The following is a 17,244-nucleotide window of genomic DNA, read 5'->3' on the forward strand; positions in this document are numbered from 1 at the left end:
GGGCGGACGAGGTGGGCGTACCGCCCAACGTCGAGGCCGACCACGACGGCGCCAGCCATCGACCATCTCCTTATTGATCAATGTTCATGCTGGTCGCGGCGGCCTTCGAAGGCAGGCGATGGATCGTCTCCGGGGGTATGCGCCAGGTAACAGTTTGAAAACTTCGCCCACGGTCTTGACATGGAGGTGGCTTTAGTAAGAACTTTTACCACTAACAGTAAACAGTCTTTTCGGAAAGGTGTCCCATGGTTGATCACGAGGCGGACACCCCCGCGGGCACCGCGGTGGCCGATGCCGAGGGGGTCGACCGGCGGGGCGCCCTGGGCGTCGCCTCCGACGGGACACTGGCCCGGGTGCGTACCGGCGCCGCCGAGCTGACCGGCGCGCTGCGCCGGGTCGCCGAGCACGTGCTCAGCGACCCCGAGGCGGCGGCCCGGGCCACCATCGTGGAGCTGGCCGAGCGCAGCGGCACCTCACCGGCCACGGTCACCCGCTTCTGCCGGGCGATGGGCTTCGACGGCTACGCCGACCTGCGGCTGGGCATCGCCGCCGAGACCGGCCGGGCCCGCTCGGCCGGCTGGACCGTCGACATCGGACGCGAGATCCAGCCCGGTGACCCGCTGGAGCGGGTGCTCGAACAGATCATCGCCGCCGACACCCGGGCCATGCACGACACCGCCGCGCTGCTCGACCTCGCCGAGGTGGAACGGGCCGCGGTCGCCATCGCCGGGGCCAGCCGGGTGAACATCTTCGGCGCCAGCGGCAGCGCCCTGGTCGGTGAGGAGATGCAGTTCAGCCTGCACCGCATCGGTGTGGCCGCGTGGGCGTGGAACGACGTGCACTCCGGGCTCGCCGCCGCCGCGCTGCTGCGCCCGGGCGACGTGGCGCTTGGCATCTCGCACAGCGGCCAGACCCGGGAGGCAATCGAGATGCTCGCCGAGGGCGGCAGCCGGGGCGCGACCACCATCGCACTTACCGGCTTCCGTCGCTCGCCGCTGGCCGAGCTGGCCGACATCGTGCTGCTCACCGCCAGCCAGGCCACCACGTTCCGGCCGGACGCGCTCTCGGCCCGGCATCCGCAGCTGGTGGTGCTCGACCTGCTCTACATCGCGGTCGCCCAGCGCACCCACGACCGCGCCCACGCGGCCTTCCGGCGTACCGCCCAGGCCGTCGACGGGCACAAGGCCGCGAGAGGAGCCACCGCATGATCAGCGCCCGCGGGTACGCCGAAGCGGTCCGGCCGGTGCTCGACCGCGTGGTCGAGCGGGGCGCCGAGTCGCTCGGCCGGGCTGCCGACCTGATCGCCGGCAGCCTGCGCGACGGCGGGGTGCTCCAGGCCTTCGGTGCCGGGCACTCCGAGGCGTTCGCCGCCGAGCTGGTCGCCCGGGCCGGCGGGTTGGTCCCCGCCAACCGGCTCGCCCTGCACGACCTGGTGCTGCACGGCGACGCCCCGCCCGGCCTGCTCACCGACCCGAAGCTGGAGCGCGACCCGGCCATCGCGCACCAGCTCTACGAGATCGCCGCACCCCAGCCGCGGGACGTGTTCGTGGTGGCGTCCCAGTCCGGCATCAACGGCTCGGTGGTCGAACTGGCCCTGCTGGCCACCGGCCGCGGTCACCCGTTGATCGCGGTCACCTCGGTCGAGCACACCGGACGGGTGACCCCGCGCCACCCGTCCGGCCGGCGGCTCGTCGATCTCGCCGACGTCGTGCTGGACAACGGCGCGCCGTACGGCGACGCACTGCTGCCGCTCGAGGGCGGCGGCGCGGTCTGTGCGGTCTCCTCAGTCACCTCGGCGCTGCTGGCGCAGTTGCTGACCGCGGAGGTCGTACGACGGTTCCACCAGGCCGGAGAGGTGCCCCCTATCTATCTCTCCGCCAACGTCCCCGGTGGGGACGAGCACAACCTCGCCCTCGAGTCGCGGTACGCCGGGCGTCTCCGGCGCACCGCCTGACCCGACACCACAAGGAGAGTTCCAGATGTCTGTTTCCCCCGAGAATTCGGCCGATCTGACCCGGCGGACGGTGCTGCGTCGGGCCGCCGCGGTGGGTCTGCTGGCCACCCCGGCCGCGGGTCTGCTCAGCGGTTGCGTGACCGGCGGCAGCGACGAGCCGACCGAGCAGGCCGAGGGCGACAAGTCGGCGGAGAACCCGCTGGGCGTCAAGGCCGACGCCCCGCTGGAGGTGGTCATCTTCAATGGTGGCCTGGGCACCAAGTACGCCACCGACGTGCACATCCCCTCGTACAACCAGAAGTTCCCGGACTCCAAGGTGGAGTTCTCCTCGACCGAGGAGATCGGCACCGTCCTGCAGCCCCGGTTCGCCAGCAACACCCCGCCGGACATGATCAACAACGCCGGCTCGAAGTTCCTCGACCAGGGCGCGCTGGTGCAGGCCGGCCAGGTGCAGGACCTCACCGAGCTGTTCGACGCGCCGTCGCTTGACGACCCGTCGAAGAAGGTGCGCGACCTGCTCATCCCGGGCACCGTCGAGCAGGGCACCTACAACGGCAAGCCGTACGTGCTCAACTACGCCTTCACCGTCTTCGGGCTCTGGTACGACAGCGCCCTGTTCGAGAAGAACGGGTGGACCGCCCCGACCACCTGGGCCGACTTCACCGCCCTCTGCGACAAGATCAAGGCGGCCGGCATCACGCCGTACTCGTACGCCGGGGCGAACGCCGCGTACTACCAGTACCTTGTGCTGCTGACCAGCGCTGCCAAGATCGGCGGCCCGGACGTGCTGAAGAACATCGACAACCTGGCGGACGGTGCCTGGCAGGCCGAGCCGGTGCGCAAGGCGGCCGAGGCGTGGGCCGAGATCGGTGCCAAGTACGGCAACAAGGCGCACCTGGGCCTGAAGCACACCGAGATCCAGCTCCAGCAGAACCAGGGCAAGGTGGCCTTCTACCCCAGCGGTTCCTGGCTGGAGAACGAGCAGGCCAAGGACACCCCGCCCACCTTCAAGTACGCCGTCATGCCGGTGCCGAGCGTGACCACCTCGGACGCGCTGCCGGCCTCCGCGATCTACGCCGCGGCCGGTGAGATGTACTTCGTCGCGTCGAAGGGCAAGAACCCGCGCGGCGGCATGGAGTACCTGCGGCACATGCTCTCCAAGGCGGGCGCCAAGGGCTTCACCGAGCTGACCAAGGTGCTCACCGTGGTCCAGGGAGCGGTCGACGGTGTGGAGATCTCGCCCGGCCTGACCAGCGGCAACAAGATGCTGGCCGCGGCCGGCAGCGACTACTTCAGCTACCGCTTCGACACCTGGTACAAGAAGCTCGACGACGAGGCCCGCGCCGCGACCAACGAGCTGATGTTCTCCGGCGGCACCGCCCAGAAGTTCTGTGACCGGATGCAGAAGGTCGCCGACGCGGTGAAGAGCGACTCCTCCATCGAGAAGTTCAGCCGCTGAGTCGAGCGTAGGACGAGCGGAGAGAACACATGCGGCACGGCAGGTACCCGTTCATCGTCGGCTTTCTGGCCGTACCGGTCGCGATCTACGTGACCTTCGTCATCGGGCCGTACGCCCAGGCCTTCTACCTCGCCACCACCAACTGGCGGGGGGTGAGCGCCAACCCGACGTTCATCGGCCTGGAGAATTTCGAGCGGCTGCTGGCCGACGACGTGTTCTGGAAGGCGGTCCGGCACCACGGGCTCCTGCTGCTCGCCCTGCCGCTGCTCACCATCGCGATCGCCCTCTTCTTCGCCTTCATGCTCAACGTGGGCGGTGGCGGCCGGGGCGGGGTGATGACCGGGGTCTGGGGGTCGAAGTTCTACCGCCTGGTGTTCTTCTTCCCCCAGGTCCTGGCGGTGGTCATCGTCGGCGTGATCTTCAGCCGGGTGTACGCCCCGGACGACAGCGGCCTGATCAACGGTGCGCTCGGCGCCGTCGGCATCGAGCCGGTGCTGTTCATGGCCGACCCGAAGATCGCCCTCTGGTCGATCATCGCGGTGCTGGTCTGGCAGGCCGTCGGCTTCTACGTGGTGCTCTTCTCCGCCGGCATGGCCTCGGTGCCGAAGGACATCTACGAGGCGGCCGTTATCGACGGGGCGGGTCGGGTGGCCATGTTCTTCCGGGTCACCCTGCCGCTGCTGTGGAACACCCTCCAGGTGGCCTGGGTCTACCTCGGCATCGCCGCGTTCGACGCGTTCGCCATCGTCCAGGTGCTCTCCGTCGACCAGGGCGGCCCGGACGGTGCCACCACCGTGCTGGGCATGGAGATCTACCGCAACGCGTTCAGCTACTCCCAGTTCGGCTACGCCTCGGCGATGGGCGTGGCGCTGTTCTTCCTGACGATCACGTTCGCGGCGCTCACCCTGCGCGTCAGCCGGCGTGAAACGATCGAGCTGTAAGGCGGGACCCGCAATGACGACCGACATCGCGCCCAGCGCCCCCGCCGCCCCGGCCGCCGATCCACCCGGTCCGGGACGGGCCCGGCTCGGCCGCGGGGGCCGCGACTCCGAGGTGGGCGTGCTCAGCGGCCTCGGCCACCTGGCCCTGCTGGTCTGGGCGATCCTGGTGATCGCGCCGCTGCTCTGGACCATCCTCGCCTCGTTCAAGACCAACACCGAGATCTTCCTCGGCAACCCGTTCGCCCTGCCCGGGACCTTCAACTTCGACAGCTACGCCCGGGCGTGGAGCGAGGCGAACGTCGGCCGGTACTTCCTGAACAGCGTCTTCGTGGTGACGCTGAGCACCGCCGGCACCATGCTGTTCGGGGCGATGGCCGCGTACGTGCTGTCGCGCTATCCGTTCCCGGGCAACCGGGTGGTCTACTACCTGTTCGTCTCCGGGCTGGCCTTCCCGGTCTTCCTCGCCCTGGTGCCGCTCTTCCTGGTGGTCAACAACCTGGGCCTGCTCAACACCTACACCGGCCTGATCCTGGTCTACATCGCGTACTCGCTGCCGTTCACCGTCTTCTTCCTGGCCGCGTTCTTCAAGACGCTGCCGCACTCGGTGGCCGAGGCCGCGATGATCGACGGCGCCTCGCACACCCGGCTGTTCTTCTCGATCATGATGCCGATGGCGCGACCCGCCCTGGTCAGCATCGGGATCTTCAACGTCATCGGGCAGTGGAACCAGTACCTGTTGCCGGTGGCGCTCATGCAGGGTCAGGGCGCCGAACAGAAGTGGGTGCTCACCCAGGGCATCGCCAGCATCTCCACCTCGGCCGGCTACGAGGCGGACTGGGCGGCCCTGTTCGCCGCCCTCACCCTCTCCATCCTGCCGATGATCGTGGTGTACGCCTTCTTCCAGCGCCAGATCCAGTCCGGCCTCACCGCCGGCGCGGTCAAGTAGCGCCTCGCCTGGTCACCGGTCCTTATGGGTATCTATCAATGTTGCTGGGTTGGGTGGAGGGCGAACTGACCTGGGCCGGCCGTGGCGCGGCAGCATGTCGGTGGGTGGGGGCAGGATGAGGGTGTGCTGGTCGCGGTGGTGGCGGGGGAGGGCGGTGCGGGCGTGCTCTGCCCGCTGCGCCCGGACGGGCAACGCGCCGGTCCGCCCGAGCCCACCACCGACCTCGCCGCCGCCGTCGCCGCGCGGGAGGCCGCCGGCCGGCCCCGCTGGGTCTGGGCCTCCGGCGCGGCCCTCTATCCCAGGCTGCTGCGCGCTGGAGTTCGGGTCGAGCGCTGTCATGATGTCGAGCTGACCGAGTCGCTGCTGCTCGGTCACGCCGGCCGCTGGGGCGAGCCGCGTTCGCTGGCGGCGGCCTGGGCCCGGCTCACCGGCGTGCCGGTGCCGCCCGATCCACCGCCTCGCCCGGCCGCGCCGCCGGGTGCCGGCCAGGGCGCGTTGTTCGACGCGCCGTCCGGCCCGCCCGGTCCGGGTCTGGCGGCGTTGACAAGCGTGTACGCCGACCAACTCGGCCGGATCGCGGGGACCGGCGACCCCGGTCGGTTCCGGCTGCTGGTGGCCGCCGAGTCGGCCGGTGCGCTGGTCGCGGCGGAGATGGGTGCGGCGGGCCTGCCGTGGCGCGCCGACGTGCACGACGCGGTGCTTACCGAGTTGCTCGGCGAGCCGTCCCCGGTGGGCGGGCCACCCCGGCGGCTGGCTGAACTGGCCGCCCGGATCGCCGAGGCTTTCGGCCTGCGTCAGTTGCACGCCGACTCCCCGGCCGAGCTGCTGCGGGCCTTCGCCCGCGCCGGCATCGACCTGCCCAACACCCGGTCCTGGGTGCTGCGCGGGGTGGACCATCCGGCGGTGCCGCTGGTCCTGGAGTACAAGGAGCTGTACCGGATCTGGACGGCGCACGGCTGGGCCTGGCGGGACGCCTGGGTCCACGACGGCCGGTTCCGTCCCGAGTACGTCCCCGGCGGGGTGGTCTCCGGCCGGTGGGCGACCCGGGGCGGCGGCGCGTTGCAGATCCCGAAGGTGATCCGCCGGGCGGCGGTGGCCGACCCGGGCTGGCGCTTCGTGGTGGCCGACGCCGGTCAGTTGGAACCCCGGGTGCTGGCGGCGGTCTCCGGCGACGCCCGGCTGGCTCGGGCGGGCGCGACCGGTGACCTGTACGAAGCGTTGGCCCGGGACGCGTTCGGCGGTGACCGGGGCCGGGCCAAGCTGGCCCTGCTCGGGGCGATGTACGGGCAGACCGGTGGCGAGGCGGTGCCGGCCCTTGCGGTGTTGCGGCGCAACTACCCGACGGCGTTCGGCTACGTCGAGGCGGCGGCGCGCACCGGCGAGGCCGGTGGGTTGGTGCGCTCGTGGCTGGGGCGTACCTGCCCGCCAGGGACGGCGGGTTTCGCCGCGGGCGAGGGTGTCGAACCGGAGCCGGCCGACGATCCGCGCTCGCCCCGGGCCCGGGCGGCCCGTTCCCGGGGGCGGTTCACCCGCAACTTCGTCATCCAGGCCACCGCCGCCGAATGGGCGTCGACGCTGCTGGCGGTGCTCCGGGGCGAGCTGGCCGGCACCGGTGCCGAGCTGGTCTTCTTCCAGCACGACGAGGTGATCGTGCACTGCCCGGCCGAGCAGGCCGAGCGGGTCGCCGAGGCGGTCGAGCGGGCCGGGCATCGGGCTACCGCGCTGCTCTTCGGCGCCACTGCGGTGCGCTTCCCGCTGGACCTGTCGGTCGTGCGGTGCTACGCCGACGCCGCCTGAGGCGTGCCCGCCCGGAAATCGGAGCGGGCCACTGCGGCGGGCAAGCCACATTATTATGAGTCCTATGCCGATTTCTCCATATTCATCCGTGTTCGGGGTGCGGTGGTGAGCCCCACCGGCGTGGTGGGCCGCCGACAGTCCCGTCTGGAGGGCCCCGCAAAGGTGACCGGCACGGCACCGTACGCGGTGGAGTACCCGGTGCGCCGCGTCGCGTACGCCCAGGTCGTGCAGGCCACGATCGTGCGGGGCACGATCACGGGGCTGGCCGCGGCGGCGGCGCTTGCGGTCGACGGGGTGCTGGCGGTGCTGCACCACGGCAACGCCCTCCGGCTGGCCCCGGGCGTGGACGCGGAGCTGTTCCGCCTCCAGGATCCGGCCGTGCACCACCGCGGTCAGATCGTCGCGGTCGTGGTGGCGGAGAGCATCGAGGCGGCCCGGGAGGCGGCCACGCTGATCCGCCTCGACTACGCCGAGCAGCCGCACCGCACCCGGTTGTCCGCCGAGGATCCGGCCCGCTACCGACCTGACCGGGTCAACCCGAGCTACCCGGCCGACGTGCTGGCCGGTGACTTCGACGCCGGGTACGCCGCCGCCGAGATCCGGCTGGACCTCACCTACCGGACGCCGTCGTACCACAACTGTCCGATGGAGCCGCACGCGACGACCGCGCAGTGGCGCGACGGGCGACTGCTGGTGCACGACTCCACCCAGGGTTCCGCGGCGGTCCAGGAGATCCTGGCCCGGTTGTTCGAGCTGCCGCCCGAGGCGGTACGGGTGGTGAACGAGCACGTCGGCGGGGGCTTCGGCGGCAAGATCTACGGCAAGGTGCAGACGGTGCTCGCCGCGATGGCGGCCCGGCACGTCGACCGACCGGTCCGGCTGGCGCTGACCCGTCAGCAGCTGTTCGGCCCGGTCGGATACCGCACCCCGACGATCCAACGGGTCCGGCTCGGCGCCGGCCGGGACGGGCAGCTCGTCGCGATCGCCCACGACGCGGTCAGCCAGACCTCGACCGTCACCGAGTTCGCCGAACAGACCGCGGTCTACACCCGCAACATGTACGCCGCAGCCAACCGGCGCACGACGCACCGGCTGGTCGCCCTCGACGTGCCCACCCCGTTCTGGATGCGGGCACCGGGGCACACCCCGGGTTCCTTCGCGCTTGAGTCCGCGTTGGACGAGTTGGCGCTGGCCTGCCAGCTCGACCCGGTCGAGCTGCGGCTGCACAACGACACCGCGATCGATCCGGAGAGCGGGCACCCGTTCACCAGCCGCAACCTGGCGGCCTGCCTGCGGGACGGGGCCCGGCGCTTCGGCTGGGCGGGGCGGGACGCGACGCCGCGCGCCCGCCGCGACGGCCGCTGGCTGCTCGGCACCGGAATGGCCGGCTCCAGCTATCCCGCCCGGACCCGGCCCGCCACCGCGTCGGCCGCCGCCCGCCCGGACGGCACCTTCGACGTCCGGATCAACGCGGCCGACATCGGCACGGGCGCCCGGACCGCGCTGTGGCAGGTGGCCGTCGACGCGTTGGGCGCGCCGCCGGAGCGGGTACGGCTGGAGTTGGGCGACACCGCCCTGCCCGTGGCCGATGTGGCCGGTGGTTCGACGGGTCTGCCCTCGTGGAGTTGGGCGGTGGTCCGGGCCTGCGAACAACTCTGCGACCGGATCGCCGAGCTGCACGGCAACGTGCCCGCCGAGGGGCTGCTCGTCGAGGCGAGCATCGACGACGAGTTGGCCGGCCAGGCCACCCTGCCGAGGTACGCGTACGGGGCCCAGTTCGCCGAGGTGCGGGTGGACGCGGAGACCGGCGAGGTCCGGGTCTGCCGGCTGCTGGGCGTCTTCGCCGTCGGCCGGGTGGTGAACCCGACGACCCTGCGCAGTCAGCTGATCGGCGGAATGACCATGGGCCTGTCGATGGCGTTGCACGAGGCCGGGGTCTTCGACGACCGGTACGGCACCTGGGCCAATCGCGACCTGGCCAGCTACCACATCAGCAGCAACGCCGACGTGCCGGCGGTGCAGGCGTACTGGGTCGACGACCACGACACCCAACTCAACCCGCTCGGGATCAAGGGCGCCGGCGAGATCGGCATCGTCGGTGCGGCGGCGGCGATCGCCAACGCGGTGCACCACGCGACCGGGGTCCGCGTCCGTGAGCTGCCCATCACCCTGGACAAACTCTTGACCGCCTGACCCGCCTGACCGCGCACGGGGCTCCTGACCGTGCACAGGTCTCCCTGACCGCGCACGGGGCTCCCCTGACCGCGCACGGGGCTCCCCTGACCGCGCACGGGGCTCCCTGACCGCGCACGGGGCGGTGTCGGGCGCTGGCGAGGCGCACCAACACCGCCGTCGTCACACCGCCGGGAGCAGCTTGTCGAGCGTGATCGGCAGTTCGCGGATCCGTACGCCGGTGGCGTGGTGCACCGCGTTCGCGATGGCCGCCGCCGCGCCCACGATGCCGATCTCCCCGATGCCCTTGGTGCCCATCGGGTTGACGTACGGGTCGTCCTCGGAGATCCAGTACGCCTCGACGCTGCCCACGTCGGCGTTGCTGCTGATGTGGTAGCTGGCCAGGTCGTGGTTGACCACGTGCCCGTAGCGCGGATCCAGCACGCTCGCCTCGTGCAGCGCCATCGACAGGCCCATGGTCATCCCGCCGATCAGCTGGGAGCGGGCGGTCTTCGGGTTCACCACCCGGCCGACCGCGTACACCCCGAGCTGGCGGAGCACCCGGATCTCGCCGGTCTCCTCGTGCACCCGCACCTCGGCGAACTGGGCGCCGAAGCTGTGCATCGCGTACTGCCCGAGGTAGGGATTCTCCGGCATGTCGACGGTGACCTCCAGACCCTCGGCCGGCACCGTCCCGCCGTGGTCGGCGAGCCGGCGGCGCAGCTCGTCGGCGCCGGCGCAGATGGTGGCGCCCCAGCTGGTGATGCCGGCCGAGCCGCCCTCCTGGGCGGCGGGTGGGTACGCCGTGTCACCGAGGCGCAGCTCGACCCGGGCCAGGTCGATCCGTAACGCGTCGGCGGCGACCTGGGCCAGGGCGGTACGGGTGCCGGTGCCGATGTCCACCGCCGCCATCTCGACGGTGTGCCGGCCGTCGGGTGTGACCCGGATGGTGACCTGCGAGCCGGGCAGCCGCATCACCGGGTAGGTCGCCGACGCCACGCCGGTGCCCACCAGCCAGCCGTGCTCCCGCCGGGCCCGCAGCGCGGGGTCACGCGACGACCAGCCGAACCGGCGCGCCCCCTCCCGCAGGCAGCCGGCCAGGTTCCGGCTGGAGAAGGGCAGCCCTTCCCGGGGATGCACGTCCGGCTCGTTGCGGATGCGTAGCTCGATCGGGTCCAGGCCGCAGGCGTGGGCGAGTTCGTCCATCGCCGATTCCAGGGCGAACAGGCCGGTCGACTCGCCCGGCGCCCGCATGATCGTCGGCGTCGGCAGGTCCAGCGCGGCCAGGTGCTGTCGGGTCCGCAGGTTCGGCGTGGCGTACATGCTGGGGGTGGCCCGGGTGGCGTGCTCGGCGAAGTCCTTGAGCCGGGAGGTCTGCTCGACCGATTCGTGGGCGACGGCGGTCAGCCGCCCGTCGCGCTCGGCACCGAGACGTACCCGCTGGATGGTCGGTGACCGGTAGCCGGTCTGCGAGAACATCTGCTGCCGGGTGAGCGCGAAGCGCACCGGTCGCCCCGGGACGAGCTGGGCGGCCATCACGGCGAGGATGAGGTCCGAGTGCCGGGGCAGTTTCGCGCCGAACCCGCCGCCGACGTGCGGCGAGAGCACCCGGACCCGGTGTGGTTCGAGCCGGAACGCGGTGGCCACGGTGTTCTGCACCCCCGCCAGGTACTGGGTGGAGACGTGGAGCGTGACGCCGTCGGAGGTCCAGCAGGCGATGGTGGTGTGCGGCTCCAGCGGATTGTGGTTGTACCACGGGGTGCGGTAACTCCGGTCCACCTGGATCGGGGCTGCGGCGAGCGCCGACTCGACGTCACCCTTGTCGGTCTCGATCGGGAACATCGGCCAGATCTGCCCAGGTACCCGTAGCTCACCCCGCTCGCGGCTGGACTCCAGCTCGACCTCGGGTGGCCGGACCCGGTAGTCCATCCGTACCAGTCCGGCGGCGTGCCGGGCGATCTCCGAGGTCTCGGCGATCACCGCCCCGACGAACTGGCCACGGAACGCGACGTCGTCGGATTGCAGGATGCGCAGTTCGCCGTCGTCGATGGCGACCCGGGGCGCGTTCACTTGGGTGAGCACCGCCAGTACCCCCGGCTGCGCGCTGGCCTGGCTGCAGTCGATGCCGACGAGCTGGCCGGCCGCGACGGTGCTCCGGATCGCGGCGACGTACGCCGGGTCCGGCACCGGATGCTCGAAGGCGTATGGCGCCAGCCCGCGTACCTTGTCGGCGGCCTCGACCCGGTCGAGTGCCTGGCCCATCGCGTGGGCCGCAATCCGGTTCATCGCGCCTCCACCAGGTCCAGCACGGTACGCACGATCGCGTTGCGGGCCAGGGGGATCTTGAAGGCGTTCTCCGACTGCGGCTGGGCGTCGGCGAGTTCGGCCTCGGCGGCCCGGCGCAGCCGCTCCTCGGTGGCCGGGCCACCCCGGAGCAGATCCTCGGCCCGGCTGGCCCGCCACGGTTTGTGCGCCACCCCGCCCAGCGCGATCCGGACGTCGCGGATCTCGTCGCCGGCCAGGTCGATCGCGGCGGCCACCGAGACCAGTGCGAAGGCGTACGAGGCCCGGTCCCGGATCTTGCGGTAGTACGAACGGGTGGCGAAGGCCAGCGGGGGCAGGTCGACGGCGGTGATCAGCTCGCCGTGTGTCAGCACGTTGTCGTGCTGGGGTTCGGTGCCGGGCAGCCGGTGCAGCTCGGTCAAGGGGATGGTGCGACCGCCGTCGGCCGCCACGGTCTGCACCGAGGCGTCCAGTGCGGCCAGCGCGACCGCCAGGTCCGACGGGTGGGTGGCGATGCACTCCGGGGAGGTGCCGAGGATGGCCAGGTCCCGGTTGCTGCCCTCGATAGCCGAGCAGCCGGTGCCGGGCGCGCGCTTGTTGCAGGCGGTGGTGATGTCCTGGAAGTACAGACACCGGGTGCGTTGCAGCAGGTTGCCGCCGACGGTGGCGAGGTTGCGCAGCTGGGTGGAGGCGCCGGCCAGCACGGCGTGGGCCACCACCGGATAGCGGCGCCGGATCAGCGGATCGGCGGCCAGGTCGCTGTTTGACACCCCGGCGCCGATGCGTACGCCGCCGTCGGGCAGTTCCTCGATCACGCGGGAGGTCACCCCCCGGACGTCGACCAGCAGATCGGGGCGGGCCACGTCGAGTTTCATCAGATCCACCAGGTTGGTGCCACCGCCGAGGAAGGCGGCCTGCGGTGACCGGGCGAGCAGGGCGACGGCGCTGGCCGGGTCGCTGGCGCGTTCGTACCGGAACGGCCTCATGGCCGGGCCACCTCCTGGATCGCGGGAACGATGTTCGCGTACGCGGCGCAGCGGCAGAGGTTGCCGCTCATCCGTTCGCGGATCTCGTCGGGATTGTCGGCGAGATCGACCGGCGGCACCCTGGTGTCGCCGCCGGTGCCGTGGAGCGTCCCGTCGGCCGGGTGAAGCGTTCCGTCGGCCGGCCGGAAGCTCACCGCGCTGGGCCAACCCGCCGCCGCCTCGTCGAGCATGGCGACCGCCGAGACGATCTGCCCCGGAGTGCAGTAGCCGCACTGGAAGGCGTCGTGCGCGATGAAGCTGCGCTGGAGCGGATGCAGCTGGCCGTCGGCGGCGAGCCCGGCGGCGGTGACGATCTCGGCACCGTCGTGGGCGACCGCCAGGGCGAGACAACTGTTGGCCCGCCGGCCGTCGAGCAGTACCGTGCATGCGCCGCACTGGCCGTGGTCGCAGCCCTTCTTGGGGCTGGTGTTGCCCAGCCGTTCGCGGAGCGCGTCGAGCAGGGTGGTCCGGGTGTCGACGGTGATTCGATGATCGGCGCCGTCCACCCGCAGGGTGATTTCGGTGTCCATGGTGTTCAGCTCCCCTGAGGATCGCGAGTCGTCGACCAACTTATAAGGATCAGACGGATCTAATCCGTAATATCTGCCAAAGTTGGAAAAACTTACACAAGTTCCAATCGGGGGTGTCGATAGATGTTGGCGGAGGTGTGGCCGTTCGTCGCCCAGCGGCGCGGTGCCGGGCAGCGGGTGGTGCTGGTGCGGTTGGTGGCCCGGGCCGGCCGCGGTTCCCGACCGCTGGGCGCCACCATGGCGGTGGCCTCGGATGGCGGCTGGGTCGGGTCGGTCTCCGGCGGCTGCGTGGAGTCCACACTGCTCGGCGAGGCCCGTGCGGTGCTCGACGGTGCCCACCCCCGGCTCACCGTGATCAACCCCGGTGCGGAGCTGCTGCCCTGGGAACCCGCACCGGCCTGCGCCGGTGACCTGACCGTGCTTATCTGTCCCGCGCCGACCGGTCGGGTCCACGCCGCCATCGGCGCGGCGCTGGCCGCCCGGCGTCCACTGGCTCTGGGCATCGAACTCCGGCCGCCGTTCCGCTGGTCGGCGGCGGCGAGCCGGGACGGGCTGCCCGGCGGCGACGAGCACTTCGTGGAGGAGTTGCCGGCCGGCGCGACGCTGCTGGTGGTCGGTGCGACGGATCTGGCCGCCGCGCTGGCCACCCTGGCGGTCCCGCTCGGGTACCGGGTGGTGGTGGTCGATCCGCGACCCGCGTACGCCCAGCCGGAGCGGGTGCCGGCGGCCGACGAGGTGATCTGTGCCTGGCCGGACGAGTGGCTGGCCGCTGCGGGCACCCTCGACGCCGGGGACGCGGTGCTGGTGGTGACCCACGACCCCCGGATCGACGACCGCGCGCTGCGGGCCGCGCTGGCCGGTCCCGCCGGCTACGTCGGGGCGCTCGGCAGCCGGGAGACCCACGCCCGGCGACTGGCCCGGTTGGCCGGCGCGGTGGGCCTGCACCGGCTGGCGGGTCCGGCCGGCCTGGATCTGGGCGCCTCGTCGGTGGCAAAGACCGCGTTGTCGATGCTCGCCGAGGTGGTGGCGGTCGGCAACCGGCGGTCCGGCGGCCGGCTGTGTGCCGCCCAGGGCCGCCTCCGGACGGTCGAGGCGGGATCACTGGATCCGGTGGCGTGACCGGCTGCGGCCGGTCGGGTCGCGGTGGGCTGGGATCGGGCCGGCCGTTGTGGGCACGGACGCCCGGCCTGATTTCATCGGGAGCGGGTAACCGGCGGCCGGTACTGCTCGGATCGGCAGGTGGGACGGCAGCCATGCGGCCACTGGTGCTGGGAACGGTCGTGGCCACCGCGCTGGGGGCGACGGCGCAGGCCGTGCCGGCGGTGACCGCGAGCGCTCCGCTCCGCCGCCGGTTCTGGCCACGGCTGGCGGGGATCGGTCCGGTCTCCCGGATCGCGTTGACCTTCGACGACGGCCCCGACCGCGCGTCGACCCCGCAGTTCCTGCGCCTGCTGGCACGGGCCCGGACACGGGCCACCTTCTTCCTGCTCGGCTCGATGCTGGACCGCGATCCGGGGCTCGGTCGGGACCTGGTCGCCGCCGGGCACGAGGTCGGGGTGCACGGTTGGGAGCACCGGAACCTGTTGTGGCGCTCACCGGCGGCCACCTACGCCGACATCGCGCGGGCCCGGGACCGGATCGCGGCGGTGACGGGTGAACTGCCGCGCTGGTACCGGCCCCCGTACGGGGTGCTGACGCCGGCCGCGTTGCTGGCGTGCCGGCGGCTGCACCTCACGCCGCGACTCTGGACCGCCTGGGGACGGGACTGGGAGGCCAGCCGGCCACCGGAGTCGATCTGGCAGACGTTGAGCCGGGACCTCGCCGGCGGCGGTACGGTGCTGCTGCACGACTCCGACTGCGCTGCCAGCCCGGGTGCCTGGCGCGGAGCGCTGGCGGCGCTGCCGCGTCTGATCGAGTGGGCGCAGGAGCGGAACGTGACGATCGGGACTCTCGGCGCGCACCGGGCCGACGCGGACGAGGTACCGCCCTAGCTCCGTCGGCGGCCGCAGCGGTGGGCATGGTGGCGGCCGGGGCGGGTAACCCCGGCCGGTGAACCAGCCGCGAAGGGTCACGCTCGCACCTGGTGCCGCCACGGTCGACGGCATCCGGGTCGGGACGCGCGGCGCGGTCGCCACGCCGACGGGTACCCGTGGCGGGCCGGGTGCCCCGGCGGCTGGCCCTGACCGGGTGCGGGTGCTGGTCATCTCCGCGGACATCGGGGCCGGGCACGATGCCGCAGCCGCCGAGCTGGCTGACCGGCTGGCCGCGCACGGGGTCGTGGTGGATCGGCTCAACTTCTTCACGACGCTGCCCCGGCCCCTGCACGGTCTCGTCCGGGAGGGCTACCGGGCGATGCTCCGCTGGCTGCCCTGGAGCTACGACGCCCTGTTCACGATCACCGACCGCTCGTCGCTGGCGGTCCGGGCGATCAGGGCGGCGTTGCGGTTGGCCGCGCGCCGGATGCTGTTGCGGCTCCCGGCCGGCACCAGTCTGGTCGTGACCACCTTTCCCTTCGCCAACCAGGTACTCGGGCCGCTGCGAAACCGGGGTCGACTGGACATGCCGGTGATCACCTACGTCACCGATTTCGTGCTGCACCCGACCTGGATATCGCCCGGCGTCGACACGTACTGCGTGATCCACGACGCGGCACAGCGACAGGCCGCCGCCCACGGTGCACCCGACGTGCGGGTGGTGAGCCCGTTGGTGTCCGCCCGCTTCACCTCGCTGCCGAGCGACGGCAAGCGGGCCGCGCGCGCCCGCTTCGGCCTACCCGAGCAGGACCGGCTGGCGTTGATCGTCGCCGGCGCGTGGGGGGTGGGTGACGTGGCCCGTACCGCCGCCGAGGTGCTCGCCACCGGCTGCGTGAAACCGGTGATCGTCTGTGGGCGCAACGACGACCTGCGCCGCCGGCTGCACGCCTTTCCCGGCCATGTCCTGGGCTGGGTCGACGACATGCCCATGCTGATGCGGGCGGTCGATGTCGTGGTGGAGAACGCCGGCGGGCTGACCTGCCAGCAGTCGCTGGTGGCCGGCCTGCCCACCGTCACCTACCGGCCGATTCCCGGGCACGGTCGAGCCAACGCCGAACTGCTGGCCCGGACCGGGCTGACCACCTTCGTCACCACCGCCGCACACCTGCGTCCGGTGCTCGCCACGCTGACCACCGCCGGAAACACCGCGTCATCTCCGGCGGTCGCTGCGACCGACATGGCCGCCGTCGTCTTCGAAGCCGTCCGGCGCTCCGGGCGGAGCAGCCGGCCATCGGCCGGCTGACCGGCCCGCGTCGTGATTCCCATCGCGCTCGCGGCGGCGTTCTGCTTCGCGCTCGCGTCCGCCCTGCACCAGCGCGCCGCGAAGGCGCAGCCGCGGTACGCGCATCCGGATCCCCGGCTGCTGTTCCGTCTCTTCCGTAGCCCGCTGTGGCTGTCGGGCTGGATTCCCGACTCCGCGGGCGTGGCACTCCAGGTCGTCGCCCTCCGACTCGGACCACTCGCGGTCGTCCAGCCGGTCATGGCCAGCGGCCTGTTCATGGCGGTCCTGATCGAGGCCGCGATGATCAGGCGTCGGGTCGCCGGGCGGGACCTGCTCGCCGTCGCGGTGGGGGTGGCCGGCCTGGCCGCGTTCCTCGTCCTCGCCGACGCCCGCGCCGGGCTGGACAGCCCCAGCCCGGCCGCCTGGGTGGTTCCGGGGAGCTGCCTGGTGCTGGCGACCGCCGGTGCCGTCGTGGTCGCGTACCGGTTGACCGGTGCCGCCCGTGGCGCGGTGCTCGGTGTCTCCGCCGGCCTCGCCTTCAGCCTGGCGGCGGCGCTGGTCAAGGACATCGCCGGCCGGTATCACGGCCCGGCCACCGTGGTCAGTTGGCGGGTGCCGGTCCTGGTGGTGCTCGTCACCGTCGGGCTGCTGCTGAACCAGACCGCCTTCCAGCACGGCCGGCTCGCCGCCCCGCTCACCGCGCTCACCCTCACCGACCCGGTCGCCAGCGTGGTCCTCGGCGTCACCGTCTTCCAGGAGACCCTGACTGTCGACCCGCTGCGGCTCGTCGGGCTCGTGCTGGCCGGTGCCGCGCTCACCGCCGGGATCTGGCTGACCGCAACGGCCTCCGCGCGGGAACCCGATTAGTTCAGCCTTTGCTTT

At 72.2% G+C, this 17,244-nt stretch carries 14 protein-coding genes; 11 read left to right on the forward strand and 3 right to left on the reverse strand.

What is annotated here, in order from left to right:
- Positions 1-245 precede the first annotated feature (245 nt).
- From AC507J_RS25470 to AC507J_RS25500, 7 genes are all read left to right on the forward strand, one after another.
- Positions 246-1,208 carry a MurR/RpiR family transcriptional regulator gene (locus AC507J_RS25470; RefSeq protein ID WP_496291768.1) on the forward strand — a complete coding sequence of 321 codons (963 nt, stop codon included), beginning with the start codon at positions 246-248 and terminating at the stop codon, positions 1,206-1,208.
- A complete protein-coding gene (locus AC507J_RS25475; RefSeq protein ID WP_496291770.1) occupies positions 1,205-1,954 on the forward strand; it encodes a sugar isomerase domain-containing protein in 750 nt (249 codons plus the stop codon). Before AC507J_RS25470 ends, AC507J_RS25475 begins: the two co-directional genes overlap by 4 nt.
- 25 nt (positions 1,955-1,979) lie before the next feature.
- Entirely contained in the window at positions 1,980-3,413 is a 1,434-nt protein-coding gene (gene ngcE / locus AC507J_RS25480; protein ID WP_496291772.1) for an N-acetylglucosamine/diacetylchitobiose ABC transporter substrate-binding protein, read from the forward strand.
- Positions 3,414-3,442: 29 nt separating this feature from the next.
- A complete protein-coding gene (locus AC507J_RS25485; protein WP_496291774.1) occupies positions 3,443-4,354 on the forward strand; it encodes a carbohydrate ABC transporter permease in 912 nt (303 codons plus the stop codon).
- 13 nt (positions 4,355-4,367) lie between these two features.
- The gene (locus AC507J_RS25490; protein WP_496291776.1) at positions 4,368-5,300 is read left to right on the forward strand and encodes a carbohydrate ABC transporter permease; all 933 of its coding nucleotides are present in this window, start codon (positions 4,368-4,370) and stop codon (positions 5,298-5,300) included.
- 123 nt (positions 5,301-5,423) lie between these two features.
- Positions 5,424-7,097: a bifunctional 3'-5' exonuclease/DNA polymerase gene (locus tag AC507J_RS25495; RefSeq protein ID WP_496291778.1), complete on the forward strand. Its 1,674-nt coding sequence runs from the start codon at positions 5,424-5,426 to the stop codon at positions 7,095-7,097.
- A gap of 105 nt (positions 7,098-7,202) precedes the next feature.
- Positions 7,203-9,290: a xanthine dehydrogenase family protein molybdopterin-binding subunit gene (locus AC507J_RS25500; RefSeq protein ID WP_496291780.1), complete on the forward strand. Its 2,088-nt coding sequence runs from the start codon at positions 7,203-7,205 to the stop codon at positions 9,288-9,290.
- Between the two features lie 162 nt (positions 9,291-9,452).
- Here the strand turns inward: AC507J_RS25500 and AC507J_RS25505 are convergent, their stop codons facing one another.
- The 3 genes from AC507J_RS25505 to AC507J_RS25515 are packed head-to-tail and all read right to left on the reverse strand — an operon-like array spanning position 9,453 to position 13,107.
- Positions 9,453-11,555: a xanthine dehydrogenase family protein molybdopterin-binding subunit gene (locus AC507J_RS25505; RefSeq protein ID WP_496291782.1), complete on the reverse strand. Its 2,103-nt coding sequence runs from the start codon at positions 11,553-11,555 to the stop codon at positions 9,453-9,455.
- Positions 11,552-12,538, reverse strand: coding sequence for an FAD binding domain-containing protein (locus tag AC507J_RS25510; RefSeq protein ID WP_496291784.1), 987 nt, complete (start codon positions 12,536-12,538; stop codon positions 11,552-11,554). Before AC507J_RS25510 ends, AC507J_RS25505 begins: the two co-directional genes overlap by 4 nt.
- Positions 12,535-13,107 carry a (2Fe-2S)-binding protein gene (locus tag AC507J_RS25515; RefSeq protein ID WP_496291785.1) on the reverse strand — a complete coding sequence of 191 codons (573 nt, stop codon included), beginning with the start codon at positions 13,105-13,107 and terminating at the stop codon, positions 12,535-12,537. The genes AC507J_RS25510 and AC507J_RS25515 overlap by 4 nt, the downstream gene beginning before the upstream one ends.
- Before the next feature lie 123 nt (positions 13,108-13,230).
- Between AC507J_RS25515 and AC507J_RS25520 the strand changes: the two genes are divergently transcribed.
- The 4 genes from AC507J_RS25520 (at position 13,231) to AC507J_RS25535 (ending at position 17,229) form a co-directional block, all read left to right on the forward strand.
- Positions 13,231-14,226, forward strand: a complete 996-nt coding sequence (locus AC507J_RS25520) for an XdhC family protein (protein WP_496291787.1) — start codon at positions 13,231-13,233, stop codon at positions 14,224-14,226.
- Positions 14,227-14,360: 134 nt separating this feature from the next.
- Complete coding sequence (locus AC507J_RS25525) at positions 14,361-15,098, forward strand: polysaccharide deacetylase family protein (RefSeq protein ID WP_496291789.1); 738 nt, start codon at positions 14,361-14,363, stop codon at positions 15,096-15,098.
- Positions 15,099-15,210: 112 nt separating this feature from the next.
- On the forward strand, positions 15,211-16,383 hold the full coding sequence (locus AC507J_RS25530; RefSeq protein ID WP_496291809.1) for an MGDG synthase family glycosyltransferase: 1,173 nt from the start codon (positions 15,211-15,213) through the stop codon (positions 16,381-16,383).
- A gap of 12 nt (positions 16,384-16,395) precedes the next feature.
- A complete protein-coding gene (locus tag AC507J_RS25535; protein ID WP_496291791.1) occupies positions 16,396-17,229 on the forward strand; it encodes a DMT family transporter in 834 nt (277 codons plus the stop codon).
- The last annotated feature ends 15 nt before the right edge of the window (positions 17,230-17,244 follow it).

The organism is Micromonospora sp. PRAS1, from assembly GCF_059553435.1.

What these genes read in the sequence shown, in the direction of transcription:
- AC507J_RS25515 (WP_496291785.1), bottom strand. Translation starts at nt 13,107, where the DNA reads ATGGACACCGAAATCACCCTGCGGGTGGACGGCGCCGATCATCGAATC.
- AC507J_RS25510 (WP_496291784.1), bottom strand. Translation starts at nt 12,538, where the DNA reads ATGAGGCCGTTCCGGTACGAACGCGCCAGCGACCCGGCCAGCGCCGTC.
- AC507J_RS25475 (WP_496291770.1), top strand. Translation starts at nt 1,205, where the DNA reads ATGATCAGCGCCCGCGGGTACGCCGAAGCGGTCCGGCCGGTGCTCGAC.
- AC507J_RS25520 (WP_496291787.1), top strand. Translation starts at nt 13,231, where the DNA reads ATGTTGGCGGAGGTGTGGCCGTTCGTCGCCCAGCGGCGCGGTGCCGGG.
- AC507J_RS25525 (WP_496291789.1), top strand. Translation starts at nt 14,361, where the DNA reads ATGCGGCCACTGGTGCTGGGAACGGTCGTGGCCACCGCGCTGGGGGCG.
- AC507J_RS25485 (WP_496291774.1), top strand. Translation starts at nt 3,443, where the DNA reads ATGCGGCACGGCAGGTACCCGTTCATCGTCGGCTTTCTGGCCGTACCG.
- AC507J_RS25470 (WP_496291768.1), top strand. Translation starts at nt 246, where the DNA reads ATGGTTGATCACGAGGCGGACACCCCCGCGGGCACCGCGGTGGCCGAT.
- AC507J_RS25505 (WP_496291782.1), bottom strand. Translation starts at nt 11,555, where the DNA reads ATGAACCGGATTGCGGCCCACGCGATGGGCCAGGCACTCGACCGGGTC.
- ngcE (WP_496291772.1), top strand. Translation starts at nt 1,980, where the DNA reads ATGTCTGTTTCCCCCGAGAATTCGGCCGATCTGACCCGGCGGACGGTG.
- AC507J_RS25490 (WP_496291776.1), top strand. Translation starts at nt 4,368, where the DNA reads ATGACGACCGACATCGCGCCCAGCGCCCCCGCCGCCCCGGCCGCCGAT.